We start from the raw sequence: 12,153 nt of genomic DNA on the forward strand, positions 1-12,153 counted from the left end.
GGCAGTCGGCATGCTTGTCCGAGCTTGCTTGTCCCCGTTAGAACGCGATCGCTTTGCCGTCCACGGCGAGCATGGCTTCGCCGATCGCCTCCGACAAGGTAGGGTGCGGGTGGATGACCGCTCCCACTTCCCATGGCGCGGCGTTCAGCAGCATGGCAAGCGACGCTTCCGAGATCAGATCGGTCGCATGCGCGCCAATCAGATGAACGCCCAGAATATCGTGGGTGTTCGCGTCCGCGACCACTTTGGCGAAACCTTCCGGGTCGCCCAGCACGAGCGCTTTGCCGATCGCCTGGAACGGGATGCGACCGACTTTGACCTGATGCCCCCGCTTGCGCGCTTCTTCCTCCGTAATGCCGACCGAGGCGATCTCCGGATGCGAATAGATGCACCGCGGCACGAGGCTTGCCTCGCCGGCGCTCTCCTTGCCGCCGAGGATATGATCCACCGCGATCAGCGCTTCGTGCGCGGCCGCATGGGCAAGCTGGAGCCCGCCGTTCACGTCGCCGACCGCATAGATGTGAGGCTCCGTCGTCTGGAAGTATCCGTTGACCTTTATCGAGCCTTTAATGATCTGCACATCCGTATTTTCGAGCCCGATGCCTTCCGTGTTCGCCTGGCGACCGACGGACACCAGGATGCGCTCTGCCTGAAGACGAACCGTCTCCTCGCCGTTAACCGCCTCGATGGTAACTTGTCCTTCCTCATATGTATACGTCTCCGGCTTCAGGCTAATACCCGTCAGCACCTGGACGCCGCGCCGCTTTAGCTGCTTGGTCAGCTCCGCCGATATGTCCGGATCTTCGCCCGCAAGCAGGCGCGGCGCCGACTCGGCAAGCGTCACCTGTACGCCAAAGTCCGCCAGCATGGATGCCCATTCCACGCCGATAACGCCGCCGCCGACGATGATGATCGAGCGTGGCAGTTGTTCCATCCGCAGCGCATCGTCGCTCGTCATCACGCGTTCGCCGTCATGCGTGAGACCTGGAAGCGTACGCGGACGCGAGCCCGTCGCGATAATCAAATTGGCCGATACGACTGTTTCCATCTCCCCGTCCGCCAACTCGACGGCCACGCTGCCGCTTCTCGGCGAGAAGATCGACGGTCCGATCACTCGTCCGCTGCCGCTCACCACTTCGATGCCGTTCTTCTTCATGAGATGCTGCAGACCGCGGTACAACTGATCGACCGTCTGCTCCTTGCGTGCCTGCACCCCGCCGAAATCGACCGTCACGGCATCATCCGCGATCCGGATTCCGAAGTGATCCGCTTTCTTCAACGTGGCGAATACTTCCGCGCTGCGCAGCAGCGCTTTACTTGGGATACAGCCTTTGTGCAAACACGTGCCGCCCAGCTTCTCCTTCTCGATCAACACAACCTTCTTGCCCGCTTGCGCCGCACGTATGGCCGCCGTATATCCCGCAATGCCGCCCCCAAGGACCGCAATATCGCATTGTATTGTCATTTTCGTTAAAGCTCCTTACGCCGATTTTTGCCTTCCCGCCTTCTATTGTACCTTTTTTCATCCCTCGGGAAAACCACGCGCCATTCAAATAGACAACCCCGCGCTCAACAGAGTATGATAGGGAATAAGGTGAAACAGCTTCCGCACTGTCGTGCCGAATCGCGCTTTCATTCCGAATCATTTAGATTCAAGCTGTACACCAGACCTATAGATTACGCCAGGAGGCTCTACCCCGAACATGAAACCAGTTATTGCCCGTTTCATCGCGATTTTATTGCTCGTTATCCCCGGCATCGGCGCCACTTACGGTTTTCTGTTGATGAAGGATGCCGTTTTCCATTACTTCTCCTCGTTCGGCCATGAAGAAACCGCCGCGCGCAGCTTCGAATTCGGCCGCTTTATCGCAGGTTTTCTGCTCTTCGGGATCGGCGTTGGCTTTATCGGCGGCTGGACGTTCTTCCGCGACCGCAAACGCAATTACGTCGCTCCCCGCTTCCGTCAAAAACGACCTCGGCCGCCTCGGCCCGGCGCAGGACAATCCGGCTCCTAATCAGGATAAGCCTAATCCCGATCGAATAGACCAAGTGAAACATGCTTCGCCGTCTATGCCGGCAAGTGTATGGATTCTTAACATTAAAAAAAGGAGACCGCGCGCTGCGCGGTCTCCTTTGCTTCAGGCTTCTTTTGTTTTGAACTTCGATGCCGCTTCCTGCAGATCAACCGCCATTTGGCTAAGCGCCTCGGAAGAACCGCTGATTTCTTTCATCGCTTGAACCTGATCGCTCATATGCTTGGCAACGTTCACTAAGCGGGTCGACGTATCCTGTGCGATGCCGAATACTTCGGTGGCGGATGCCGCCACTTCCTCGGTGCCTGCGGATATTTGCTGCGCCGCCGCCGATACTTCCTGGATTTGATCATTCACGCCTTGGACCGAGCGCAGAATCGTATCGAACGTCTCGCCGACGCGAAGGACGAGCGCTTCGCCCTGCGACACTTCGTTCAAGCCGACGTGCATCGTCTGATCCGCCGAGGCGACCGCGGACAGCATATCCGAAATGATGCCTTCAATCTCGACGGCCGAGCGGCTCGTTTGGTCCGCCAGCTTCTTGACCTCGCCTGCGACAACCGCGAAGCCCCGTCCATGTTCGCCTGCACGCGCCGCTTCGATCGAAGCGTTCAGCGCCAGCATGTTCGTCTGCGACGAAATCTCCGAAATCACGCCCACAATTTGTTTGATGTGCATCGATTTTTGCTGCAGCGTGTTGACGGTTTGCGCCGAAGCTTCGACCGAGTGGCTGGCGGCCTGGATTTGGCCGATCGCCTGCATGACGCCTTCGCGCCCGCGCTTCACTTCCGACGTTACGCCGTGTGCGGATTCCGCGACGTCTGAAGAAGAATGCGCGATTCTCGTCACGCCTGCCGCCATCTCTTCCGTGGCCGTGGACGTTTGACCTGCCGACTCCAGCTGCGTCCGCGAGCCCGCCGTAACGCGCTCTACTTCAGCGTTTACATGATTCGCCGCTTCGGACGATTGCACCGCCGTCGCGCTAAGCTGTTCCGATGAAGCCGCTACGATTTCGATCGAATTTTTCATCCGCTCCAATATTTCGCTGAACGAGTTCAGCATAAAATTGACGTTCTTACGCAGGACGCCGAATTCATCGGTGCCTTTCTCCGTTAAACGATGCGTCAAATCGCCTGTCGCCGTCTTCTTCATGATCTCGGATAGCGCCAGAATCGGCATGAGAATCCAACGCGCGACGAGCAGCGCGATCACGGCAACCAGTACGATCGATAGCGCGATCATCATGAACACCATGCGCTTCAACGCGTTCGCATCTGCATATACTTCGCTCTCTGGCGCGCTTACGAGCACGCGCCATCCCGTGCTTTCTACCGCCGCATAAGCGGTAGAATGAACGACGCCCTCGGTATCCGTTACCGTTGCCACCGCGTGGGACGTGCTTGCAAGCGTCGCTTTGGCCGATTCTCTCGTTTCTTCCGCATAGCTGTCGAACAGATTTTGTCCGATCTGCGCTTTGTCCGCAGCCGCGATAACCGCGCCCTCCGGCGTAACCAGGATGCCATAGCCGCTCGTCTCGAAATGGATCCGGGAAACGACGGTGCTGATCAACTCCGGGTCGAGAACCGATTGGATCAACCCGACGAAATTGCTGCTGGCATCCAAGATCGGAACGTCGATAATGACGATATCCTTGCCGGTGATCGAGTCTTTCATGATGCTCGATATATTGATTTTCTTCGTCTCTTTCACACTATTAAAATTGGCGAACTTGGACGCATCCTTCATTTCGCCCAACGTATTGCGCAGCACGCCGTCCTTGTCGATGAACGATGCCTTGATGATGTCGGCATCACTGGCGTCCAACGTTTGAAGATGCGCTACAATATCGGAAGCGTTCCCATCCGCAAGGTCAGGCTTCTCCTTCACTAACGTTTCCAGCATCCCGATCTTCGTCTTCATCCAGTTGTTCATAATAATCGCGTTTAGCTCGGCGCGCTGCGTCAAGCCATCCACCGTTTTCTTGTTCAACGCGTCTATGGAACGGTCATATTGAACCGCGCTGACCGTGGCCAGCGGAACGAGCGAAACAAGAAGCAGGAGTCCGGCAATTTTCACGCGCAGCGAGTTTAATCTAGTAAGTCCAATCCCAATCCCCATCTGTCATTCCTCCTTACTATAACTTTCGTCACAATAAGAGATGAAATGAACTGGGAATTGTCGGGGACCCCGCCCTCGATTATGCTTTCAGAATAATCGCGTCCACAAGCCCGTATGCCTTGGCATCCTCTGCGCTCATAAACCGGTCTCGGTCGGAATCCTGCTCGATTTGGGCGATGGACTGACCGGTATGGTCTGCGAGCAGTTCATTGATTTTGGCGCGCGTCCGAATGATCCAGTTGGCATGAATTTGAATATCGCTCGCCTGTCCCCTCGCGCCGCCAAGCGGCTGATGAATCATAATCTCGCTGTTGGGCAGCGCGTAGCGCTTGCCCTTCGCGCCTCCCGCAAGCAGGATCGCCCCGAAGCTGGCCGCGAATCCCGTGCAGATCGTCGAAACATCCGGTTTGATGTACTGCATCGTATCGTAGATCGAGAACCCGGCCGTCACGGAGCCGCCGGGCGAATTGATATACATCTGAATATCCTTGTCAGGATCGTCGCCGGCCAAAAATAGCAGCTGCGCCACGATCGCATTCGCCATATTGTCTTCGATCTCTCCGCTTACCATAATAATGCGGTCCTTCAGCAGCCGGGAATAGATGTCATAGCTGCGTTCTCCGCCGCGCCCCGTCTGCTCGACAACATAAGGAATCAATGTCATGATCGTGCCTCCTTGAATATTGGTATGAAAAAAAGCAGTACCGGCGCCTCTGTAGCAAGGCCGTACTGCTCTCGTTCGATATCTTTAAGCCGCCCGCAATGCCATAACGTCGGAACCGGCGCGTGCTTGAACCAAGCCGCTGTTTGCCTGATGCATCGCAAAGCCGGGCATCCCGACGGCCACCGTTGTTTCCGAAGACTGAATTTGCGTTAACGCGAGCGCTACCAGCGCACCCGTATCCGCGTTCTGGAATGCCTCGGTATAGGCGCGAACTAATAACCGTTCTCGCTCGGAGCGCTGTTCTTCGGTCCCGTCATCCGCGATGAACTGATGTCGGTGTCGCGTTAAGCTTCGCCTAGCTCGAAACAATGCGGCTTTCACGGCGCCCTCGGATGTGTGGAGCAAGGCCGCCGTTTCGACAGCCGTGTATTGAAAAACATCCCTTAGCAAAAAAATCGTCAGTTGGAGCGGACTTAGCGAACGGTTCAACGCGCCCAAAAGCCGTTCAGTCTCCATGCCATTCAGCGGGATACCGCCCACAGCCTCTCTGCAGACGTTCAACTGCTCGTTCAAGATCGCCTTCAGTTTACGCTGCCGGCGGCATTGATCGATCCAAATATTTTTGGCCGTACGCAGCAGAAACGCTTGCAAATTTGGATGCTTCCGCTCGCCGGTCAAATAAGGAAGTGCGCGCAAGCTTGTTTCTTGGACCAAGTCTTCGGCCTCCCATTCGGACGTCGTTAGCCGGATACAATACCGGTACAGGTCTTGGCGCCAATGGACCAATGAAGCCGCCTGATCGCTAGTCGACATGTGGAGCTCCTCCTTCCTTTGTTACTTATAGTGTAAACGAACGGGGGGCGCCATAGGATACGGTCGGAAAATTTTTTCGGGCTTCCATCATTTTCGGCCTCTTGTCGTGCAGCATGGCTCACGCGATTATCCTGCACGTCTTACCGTTCCAGGGGGTCGTCCTTTGATCATATTCGCCCGATGCACGTGGAGGAGAACTGTATCCTGCACGGCTTAACAAGCCATATAAAAACCGCCGAACATTCCGTTCGGCGGTTTAATGTTATTCATCCTTATGGTGTTACGATACCTTGTGCTCGATCCGCAGCTTGTCGGCGACCATCGCGATGAATTCGGAGTTCGTTGGCTTCGACTTGCTGATGTTGATCGTATAGCCGAACAGATGGCTGATGCTGTCGATGTTGCCGCGCGTCCAAGCGACTTCAATCGCATGGCGAATGGCGCGTTCAACGCGGGATGGCGTTGTTTTGAACTTCTCGGCGATCGCCGGGTACAGTGTCTTCGTAATTGCGCCGAGAATCTCGATATTGTTGTACACCATCGTAATCGCTTCGCGCAAATATTGATATCCTTTAATATGCGCAGGTACGCCGATTTCATGAATGATGCTCGTTATGTTCGCGTCCAAATTTTTGCCTTTTGCAAGCGGCACGACATTGGAGGACGATTTCAAAATCGAGGAATTGCTGCTGAACGCGCTTACGCCCGATCCGGATACAACCGTCGTGTTGCCGACCAATTGGCGGATACGGTTCGCCAGAATCTCCATATCGAATGGCTTCAGTATGTAGTACGAAGCCCCAAGCTGTACGGCTTTCTGCGTGATGTTCTCTTGACCGAATGCCGTCAGCATGATGATCTTCGGCATTGGGGACAGATTCAGCTCTCTTAAGCGCTCGAGCACGCCCAAGCCGTCGAGATGAGGCATAATAATATCCAGGATGAGTACGTCCGGCGCTTTGCGCGTTTCTTCCAGCAAGCGTAGGACTTCCTCGCCGTTATAAGCAATTCCGGTCACGACCATGTCGCTTTGTTCCGAAATGTATTCAGACAGTAAGTTTGTAAACTCCCGGTTATCGTCAGCTAGCAGAACTTCGATTCTTTGCAAGGTAATATCCTCCTTAGTGTTAATAGCGGTATATACTCAATCAGTATCCAAGTTCATTTCTTCTCTGCTGACTTAAGGTTTTCGACACTTTGAAGTAAATTCCTTCTGTCGAATAATATTTTTGTTTATTTTTATTTTCGGATGAATTATAATGGAAAATTTGCAACAAGATTATTCTTTTTTCGTTCACATTCGACAAAACCAATACAAACAAAACAAATCCTAAGGGGCTAAGCCGCCTTAAGATTTGCCCCTTCCGTCTTGAGCAGTACGCCCGCATCCTGCAGCATCCACTCGATAAAACAGCCATATCCTGAAGTCGGATCGTTGACGAATACATGCGTCACCGCGCCGATCAATTTTCCGTTCTGAATAATCGGACTGCCCGACATCCCTTGCACAATACCGCCCGTCTGTTCAATTAGCCGAGGGTCCGTGATCTTAATGACCATCCCTTTCGTTGCCGGGGATGCTTGCTTGGTGACATGCACGATCTCTACGTTGAAGCGTTCCACCTTCTGACCGTTGACGACGGTAAGCAGCTGCGCGGGACCTTCTTTGACCTCTTCCGCGAAAGCAACCGGAAGCGCCTGCGAATCATAGCTATGCGTGGGCAGTTCGTTCATCTTGCCGAAGATTCCGAATGGCGTGTTCCGTTCGATATTGCCAAGCACCTTGCCCTCCTTCACGAAGGTGGCGCGTTTCTCGCCTGGTTCGCCGTTCTGGCTCTTGTTAATCGAAGTGACATGCGACTGAAGGATTTGACCTTCACCTACTTCAATCGGCGTCTGCGTATCCATGTCGGTGATGACATGACCGAGTGCGCCGTATACGCCTTGATCGGGTGCATAGAAGGTTAGCGTGCCGACGCCCGCTGCAGAATCCCGAATATAAAGTCCAAGCCTCCAAGCCTGATCCTCCGCATCGAATATGGGGTCGAGCTTGGTGTCAAACGTCCGCTCGCCGCGTTTTATCGTGAGGTGCAGCGGTTTCTTCGCTTTGCCCGCTTGCTCGGCGAGATCGGCGACAAGCTTTACTTCATGGACGGACTTTCCATCAATATGCGTAATGAGATCACCTAGCTGCAAGTTGGCGGTTTCGCCGGGTGAAACCTTCATGCCTTTCGAGGTTACCACTTGATGATGGCCTACGATCATAATGCCGGCAGACTTTACTTTGACGCCAATGGTTTGGCCGCCCGGAATGACGCGAAGATCGGGCACGACGTTTACTTTAACGGTTTTGAATGGTATTTTGCCGAATAATTTCAGCTTCATCGTGGTTTCGCCGCTATGTTCCGTCTGCAACGACAAGGGCTTGTTCAAATCCACCGACAAGGACTTGCCTTTCGAGCCGTTGACATGAAGAATCGACGGATCGACAGTTACTTGTGCATGAACGGGCATGCCGTAGTCTAACTGCTTCAACTGGCCGGAGAACAAACGTAGTTCGTTCGGAAATGCGGCAAAATGTTGAAAGGGGGAGGAAAGACCAAGCACGCAAACGAAGAATACGAGAACAAGACCGAGCCACCGCTTACGCTGATTGGCATTCAATGACTTCACGCTCCCTGTGCATACTTTCGCTTGACGAGAAAGGCGTTCGCCATTTGCGTACTTATAAGGTAACCCTGCCCCTAATGTTTTATGTCGATAAAAACATTCCCTGAAAGCCTTTCACTACGCGCCTTTCTGTTGTTTGGCCAAGTCGAGCATTTCTTGCGCGTGGTGCCTTGTTTTCTCTGTGACCTCCACGCCGCCGAGCATGCGGGCGAGCTCTTCGACGCGCGTAACGATCTCCAGCTCCGTTACGTTCGTCGATGTGCGCTCGGCGACAATCGACTTGCGGATTTCGTAATGATGGTCGGCCATGCATGCCACTTGCGGCAAATGCGTAATCGAGAACACTTGGCATTGACGCGACAAACGCGACATTTTCTCTGCGATCGCTTGGGCTGCCCGTCCGCTAACTCCTGTATCGACCTCGTCGAAAATAAGCGTCGGTACTTGATCGATCGAAGCGAAAATCGTTTTGAGGGCCAGCATTATACGCGACATCTCGCCGCCTGAAGCGATTTTGTTAAGCGGCTTGAGCGGTTCGCCCGGATTCGGCGCAATTAGGAATACCGCTTCATCGATCCCGTTGTGAAGCAGCTTGTACTTATCGCCGACCTTATGCATGAGCAACTCGACCCGGAACGTCGTCCGTTCCATCTGCAGCTGGCGAAGCTCCGATTCGATAGCCGCCGCAAGCTTATGGGCTGCTCCGCGACGCAGCTCGGACAAAGACAGCCCGAAGCGTACCGCTTCCTCGTATAAAAGCTCCTCTTCCTTGCGTAGACGTTCGATATGCTCGTCCCGGTTCTCCATTTTGTCGGCCTCATGCTGAATCCGCTTCAAGTAGGCCAGAATATCCGGAATGGTCTCGCCGTACTTGCGCTTCAAGCTGTGGATGAGGTCAAGTCGATCGTCGATCTCCGCAAGCCGCTCCGGATCGGATTCCACGCCGTCGCGGTAGTCGCGCAGCTGGAATGCGGCATCCTCAAGCTGATAAAAGGCCGACTGAACCTGTTCCAGCAAAGGGTTCAGTACTTCGGGATCGTAGTCCCGTATATCTTCAAGCCGCGAAATCGAGCGGCTAATCGCATCAAGTCCCTTGTTTCCATACAACAGCGCATACGCTTCTGACGCGGAATCTCTGCGCTTCACGGCATACATTAGTTTTTGCTTTTCTTCCTGAAGCGATTCATCCTCCCCCGGCTTCAGCTTCGCACCCGAGATTTCTTCGATTTGAAATCTGTAGAGATCGAGCATTTGCATGTTCTGCCGGGAGGAGTCTTCGAGCTCCTTGAGCTTGTGACGCGCGTCATCATATTTGCGATGGGTTTCCTTGTAGCGCGCGATAAGGCCTTCAACGCGTTCGCCGGCATATAAGTCGAGCCAATCCAAATGACGTTCAGTCTTGAAGAGCGACTGATGTTCGTGTTGACCGTGAATGTTAACGAGGAATTCGCCGACTTCGCGAAGCATGGACATCGTGACGATCCGGCCGTTAATTCGGCTCACGTTCTTCCCTTGGGCGGAAAGTTCGCGCCTAACGACTAAACCTTCTTCGGGCGATGCTTCAATGCCGAACCCGTGGAGCGTCGTCCATACGGGATGGATGGCTGGCAGCTCGAACATCGCTTCGATCTCAGCTTTATCGCAGCCGTATCGGACCATATCCGACGAGCCTCTGCCTCCGACAATAAGGGATAGCGCATCGATAAGGATCGACTTTCCCGCGCCGGTCTCCCCGGTCAGAACATGAAACCCATCGTGAAACCGGACCGATACCGATTCAATAACCGCCAAATTACGAATAGATAATTCGCGAAGCATGCAGAATTCCTCCTTGTTAACGGTGCCTGATAATTAGTTCATGTAAGCGAGCATACGCTCGATAACTTCTCCGCCTTGCTCCTTGGAGCGACAAATGATCAATATGGTATCATCCCCGCAGATCGTGCCCATGACTTCGGTCCATTCCATGTTATCGATCATGGCGCCGATGGCGTTCGCCGTTCCGGGCAAGCACTTCATGACGACCAGATTCTCCGTTGAGTCGATATGCAGAAAATGATCTGCCAGCGCCCGCTTCAGCTTGTGTACCGGGTTCATGCGCTGCTCCTGCGGAAGCGAGTAACGGTAGCGTCCGTCTTCCGCAGGCACCTTAATGAGTTGAAGCTCCTTAATATCTCGCGATACCGTAGCCTGCGTCACTTGAAGACCAGCTTCGCGCAGCGCGTCAACCAGCTCCTCTTGGGTTTCGACGATACCGCCGGTAATAATCTCGCGTATTTTCATATGGCGTACACTCTTCATGGAATCCTCCTAATATTCGCGCCTACTCGTCAGGGAACTGAAACGTTATGACTCGCACCGTTCGTTCGCGCGCATTCACGTAAACCACGCCTGAAGCCTCTGGAAGCAGCAGAGCATAAATCATTAGCTTGTCTCTCAAACCGCTGCCCGTCCATTCTAACGGCATGCGCTCCCTTGCCGTCTTTACTATGTAATGCTTCCCGTCTTTCTCCGCGATCATGTCAATGAACAACCGGCTCTGCAGCTGTTCGCCTGTATCGATCTGTATATGAATCGGAACTTTATATCGTCCGTATGTAACCTCGAATCCGTCTTCTTCCAGCAGCTTCACATGTTCATCGTCGTCATCTACCTCTTCGGCCCGGCTGAGCAGCACTTCGGAATGCATGGAAGGCGGTTCATGCAGCCACCGATAGAAGAGCCGATAAATTAACAGGATAAGTAGCGCAGCTGCGACCAGCATCACGAGCCAGTCTCCGTATTTCCCCAAGCGGATCCCTCCGTTCGCTCATCTCCTGCCAGAACTGCTTCGAAATCGATTGCCCGCATGGCCGTAACTTGATGTCGAATAAGTAAGGTAGGAGCCGGAGCGAACAATACGCCTGTAATTACGAACGCTTGTTTGCTTTTTTAGTTTAACAAAAATTCGCTTCCATGCAAAGGGGAACAAGACGAAAAAAGTCCCTTAAGCTATGCATCGCTCAAGAGACTCCTTCAGACACCACTATCTTATTTGAACGTCGAACCGGCTTCGGCCACGACCGCAGCGATTTGCTCATCGCCGGGCACTTCCGCAACAGGGGCACCACGCCATAGCCAATGCGCCAAAAACTCGACGTTGCCTTCGCCGCCCGTAATCGGCGAGAAGGTCAAATGACGCAGCTCGTAACCAGCGGCGGCGGCAAAGTCGATAATCGTGCGCAGCACCTCGCGATGAACGGCCGGTTCGCGAACAACGCCCGACTTTCCGACTTTCTCCCGTCCCGCTTCAAACTGCGGTTTGATCAATGCCATAACGCCCGATCCCGGCGCGAATAACGTGCCGAGCGTAGGCAGGATGAGTTTGAGCGAAATAAAGGAGACGTCGATCGTCGCGAACGAAGGTACCGGCCCCTTCAGATCTTCCGGGGTCATATAACGGAAATTCGTCCGCTCCATCACGTTGACCCGTTCATCCTGACGCAAGGACCAATCCAACTGATTGTAACCAACGTCGATCGCGTACACATAGGTTGCGCCGTTCTGGAGCGCGCAGTCGGTAAAACCGCCGGTAGACGCCCCGATGTCCAGCATGACAACCCCGTTCATATCCAGCTCGAAGACGCGGATCGCCTTCTCCAGCTTCAAACCGCCGCGGCTGACGTATGGATGAGGCGCCCCTTTGACCGTAATCGAAGCGGCGCGCGGCACTTTCATGCCGCCCTTCTCCACACGTTCCCCATCCACGAGGACAAGGCCAGCCATAAGCGCGGCCTTCGCCTTCTCGCGGCTTTCGTAAAATCCTTGCTCCACCAATAATAGATCAATTCGTTCTTTACCTGAGGTCATGCTTCT

The 12,153-nt window shown here is 54.1% G+C and carries 11 protein-coding genes; 1 reads left to right on the top strand and 10 read right to left on the bottom strand.

What is annotated here, in order from left to right; all coding sequences use genetic code 11:
• Positions 1-37: 37 nt before the first annotated feature.
• The gene (gene lpdA / locus ACFSKT_RS08770; RefSeq protein ID WP_377722375.1) at positions 38-1,465 is read right to left on the bottom strand and encodes a dihydrolipoyl dehydrogenase; all 1,428 of its coding nucleotides are present in this window, start codon (positions 1,463-1,465) and stop codon (positions 38-40) included.
• A gap of 238 nt (positions 1,466-1,703) precedes the next feature.
• Between lpdA and ACFSKT_RS08775 the strand changes: the two genes are divergently transcribed.
• Positions 1,704-2,015, top strand: coding sequence for a DUF2627 family protein (locus ACFSKT_RS08775; protein ID WP_377722376.1), 312 nt, complete (start codon positions 1,704-1,706; stop codon positions 2,013-2,015).
• 123 nt (positions 2,016-2,138) lie between these two features.
• Here the strand turns inward: ACFSKT_RS08775 and ACFSKT_RS08780 are convergent, their stop codons facing one another.
• The 9 genes from ACFSKT_RS08780 to ACFSKT_RS08820 form a co-directional block, all read right to left on the bottom strand.
• Positions 2,139-4,151: a methyl-accepting chemotaxis protein gene (locus ACFSKT_RS08780; protein ID WP_377722377.1), complete on the bottom strand. Its 2,013-nt coding sequence runs from the start codon at positions 4,149-4,151 to the stop codon at positions 2,139-2,141.
• Between the two features lie 79 nt (positions 4,152-4,230).
• On the bottom strand, positions 4,231-4,815 hold the full coding sequence (clpP, locus tag ACFSKT_RS08785; protein ID WP_377722378.1) for an ATP-dependent Clp endopeptidase proteolytic subunit ClpP: 585 nt from the start codon (positions 4,813-4,815) through the stop codon (positions 4,231-4,233).
• An 84-nt stretch (positions 4,816-4,899) separates the two neighbouring features.
• Positions 4,900-5,628 (bottom strand): RNA polymerase sigma factor, encoded by a 729-nt coding sequence (locus tag ACFSKT_RS08790; protein ID WP_377722379.1) that lies wholly within the window; start codon positions 5,626-5,628, stop codon positions 4,900-4,902.
• A gap of 280 nt (positions 5,629-5,908) precedes the next feature.
• Entirely contained in the window at positions 5,909-6,736 is an 828-nt protein-coding gene (spo0A, locus tag ACFSKT_RS08795) for a sporulation transcription factor Spo0A (protein WP_377722380.1), read from the bottom strand.
• A gap of 230 nt (positions 6,737-6,966) precedes the next feature.
• A complete protein-coding gene (spoIVB, locus tag ACFSKT_RS08800; RefSeq protein ID WP_377722381.1) occupies positions 6,967-8,292 on the bottom strand; it encodes a SpoIVB peptidase in 1,326 nt (441 codons plus the stop codon).
• Positions 8,293-8,415: 123 nt separating this feature from the next.
• Positions 8,416-10,116: a DNA repair protein RecN gene (recN, locus tag ACFSKT_RS08805; RefSeq protein WP_377722382.1), complete on the bottom strand. Its 1,701-nt coding sequence runs from the start codon at positions 10,114-10,116 to the stop codon at positions 8,416-8,418.
• Positions 10,117-10,149: 33 nt separating this feature from the next.
• Positions 10,150-10,599 (bottom strand): transcriptional regulator AhrC/ArgR, encoded by a 450-nt coding sequence (ahrC, locus tag ACFSKT_RS08810; protein ID WP_377722383.1) that lies wholly within the window; start codon positions 10,597-10,599, stop codon positions 10,150-10,152.
• Positions 10,600-10,621: 22 nt separating this feature from the next.
• On the bottom strand, positions 10,622-11,089 hold the full coding sequence (locus ACFSKT_RS08815) for a hypothetical protein (protein ID WP_377722384.1): 468 nt from the start codon (positions 11,087-11,089) through the stop codon (positions 10,622-10,624).
• A 239-nt stretch (positions 11,090-11,328) separates the two neighbouring features.
• Positions 11,329-12,147, bottom strand: coding sequence for a TlyA family RNA methyltransferase (locus tag ACFSKT_RS08820; protein WP_377722385.1), 819 nt, complete (start codon positions 12,145-12,147; stop codon positions 11,329-11,331).
• Between the last annotated feature and the right edge of the window lie 6 nt (positions 12,148-12,153).

The organism is Paenibacillus xanthanilyticus (genome assembly GCF_042682185.1).
GTDB classification, from domain to species: domain Bacteria; phylum Bacillota; class Bacilli; order Paenibacillales; family Paenibacillaceae; genus Paenibacillus_Z; species Paenibacillus_Z xanthanilyticus.

Coding starts and splice junctions, on each gene's coding strand:
- lpdA (WP_377722375.1), bottom strand. CDS start 1,465: ATGACAATACAATGCGATATTGCGGTCCTTGGGGGCGGCATTGCGGGA.
- ACFSKT_RS08775 (WP_377722376.1), top strand. CDS start 1,704: ATGAAACCAGTTATTGCCCGTTTCATCGCGATTTTATTGCTCGTTATC.
- ACFSKT_RS08780 (WP_377722377.1), bottom strand. CDS start 4,151: ATGGGGATTGGGATTGGACTTACTAGATTAAACTCGCTGCGCGTGAAA.
- clpP (WP_377722378.1), bottom strand. CDS start 4,815: ATGACATTGATTCCTTATGTTGTCGAGCAGACGGGGCGCGGCGGAGAA.
- ACFSKT_RS08790 (WP_377722379.1), bottom strand. CDS start 5,628: ATGTCGACTAGCGATCAGGCGGCTTCATTGGTCCATTGGCGCCAAGAC.
- recN (WP_377722382.1), bottom strand. CDS start 10,116: ATGCTTCGCGAATTATCTATTCGTAATTTGGCGGTTATTGAATCGGTA.
- ahrC (WP_377722383.1), bottom strand. CDS start 10,599: ATGAAGAGTGTACGCCATATGAAAATACGCGAGATTATTACCGGCGGT.
- ACFSKT_RS08820 (WP_377722385.1), bottom strand. CDS start 12,147: ATGACCTCAGGTAAAGAACGAATTGATCTATTATTGGTGGAGCAAGGA.